This window comes from Nitrosomonas oligotropha (assembly GCF_900106555.1).
Taxonomy (GTDB): Bacteria; Pseudomonadota; Gammaproteobacteria; order Burkholderiales; family Nitrosomonadaceae; genus Nitrosomonas; species Nitrosomonas oligotropha_A.
Window position 1 is genome coordinate 1 of record NZ_FNOE01000076.1, and the last position, 1931, is coordinate 1931.

General features: G+C 52.4%; 3 protein-coding genes. All 3 read left to right on the top strand.

What is annotated here, in order from left to right:
* The coding region (locus tag BLU57_RS15645) for an AbrB/MazE/SpoVT family DNA-binding domain-containing protein (protein ID WP_090322940.1) at positions 1–184 on the top strand (184 nt) is incomplete at its 5' end.
* A 6-nt stretch (positions 185–190) separates the two neighbouring features.
* Positions 191–571, top strand: coding sequence for a type II toxin-antitoxin system PemK/MazF family toxin (locus tag BLU57_RS15650; protein ID WP_090322941.1), 381 nt, complete (start codon positions 191–193; stop codon positions 569–571).
* Positions 571–1931 (top strand): type I restriction endonuclease subunit R (locus tag BLU57_RS15655; RefSeq protein WP_143027019.1); only part of this gene is annotated, 1361 nt, incomplete at its 3' end. The genes BLU57_RS15650 and BLU57_RS15655, both read left to right, overlap by 1 nt.

Below are 1931 nucleotides of genomic sequence, written 5' to 3' on the forward strand. Positions count from 1 at the left end.
ACGGGAAGCGCATGTGCACGTGGATCAACGAGTGAAGCTCACCGCCTCCAATGGCCAGATCATCATCACGCCGGTGCGGGATGAACCACTGACCCTGGAGCAGCGCTTGAAGCAATTCGACCCGGCCCGGCATGGCGGCGAAGCAATGGCGGCCAATCAGCGCCTGGGTGCGGAAAAATGGTAGCCGTTAATGACTGAAATCAGTGGCACCGTTTTGTGGGTACCCGATCGTCAGGATATTATCTGGATTGACTGCAATCCGCAGGCCGGGCAGGAAATGCGCGATATTCACCCTTTTCTGGTGCTGTCTCCCAAGATATTCAACGACAAAACTTCGCTGGTGATCGGTTTGCCAATGACCACGGCGGCATACAACGCCGATAATCCTTTTGCCGTGGCCGTGGGCAAGATTCCTAAGCGCAAGATTGAGCAGACCAGCTATGTGCTATGCCATCAGCCCAAATCGTTTGATTGGCGGGTGCGCAGTGCAAGACCGCATCCACTGGGCAAGCTTGGCGATAGTTTGTTTGTGCAGGTTTGTGAACGTTTGAATCAAATCGTCCAGCTTTAATGGCGACCCAATCCGAATTTGCCCTGGAACAAGGATTGATTGAGCAGCTTGAGTGCATGGAATATGCGCGCGTGCGCATCGACGATGAAGCGGCAATGCTCGCCAACCTCAAGCGCCAATTGGAAATCCACAATGGCGATATCCAGCTCACGCAACCGGAATTCGAGCGCATCCTGAACCATTTGAACACCGGCAGCATCGTGGAACGCGCGCGGATACTACGCGACAAATTCGCGCTGAAACGCGAAGCCGCCAACGGCAAAGCAACGGAAACCGTCTATATCAGTTTTCTGAACTGCGACGATTGGTGCATGAACGAGTTTCAGGTGACCAACCAAGTCAGCATGGAAGGCAAGCGCAAGAACCGCTACGACGTGACCATTCTGATCAACGGTTTGCCGCTGGTGCAGATCGAACTCAAACGGCGCGGCGCGGAACTGAAAGTGGCATTTCATCAGGTGAACCGCTATCAACACGAATCGTTCGATGCCGGTGCGGGATTGTTTCAGTATGTGCAGCTTTTCATCATCAGCAACGGCGTCAATACCAAGTATTTCGCCAACAACAAATTCCAATCGTTTCAGCAAACGTTCTACTGGACGGATAAGGACAATAACCGCTTGTCCGATTTGTGCGAGTTTGCCGATGCTTTCCTGAAACCCTGCCATATCGCCAAGATGATCACGCATTACACCGTGATCACCGAGGAAGGCGTGCTGAAGGTTTTGCGCCCTTATCAGTTTTACGCCACCGAAGCGCTGGTGGATCGGGTGAAGAACAGCAACGACAATGCGTATGTCTGGCACACCACCGGATCGGGCAAGACGCTGACTTCGTTCAAAGCCAGCCAGATCATCATGCGGCTGCCCAAAGTGCACAAGGTGCTATTCGTGGTTGACCGCAAAGACCTGGATTATCAGACCACGCGCGAATTCAATGCGTTTGCCAAGGACAGCGTGGACGCCACCACCAACACGCACAACCTGGTAACACAACTGAACGATGACAGCACGAAATTGATTGTGACCACGATCCAGAAACTCAATAATGCTATCGTCAAGGAACACTATCTTGACCGGATCAAGCACCTGCAAGACAAGAAATTCGTGTTCATTTTCGACGAATGCCACCGCAGCCAGTTCGGCCTGGTGCATCAGAACATTAAAAACTTTTTCCGCAATGCGCAGTTGTTCGGCTTCACCGGTACGCCGATCTTTGCGGATAACGCCAATAACGGCTTCGGGTTGTTCAAAACCACCCGGGATTTGTTCGGCGAATGTTTGCATAAGTATGTGATCGTGGACGCCATCCGCGATGAAAACGTGCTGCGCTTTTCGGTGGAGTATGTTGGCCGGTATCA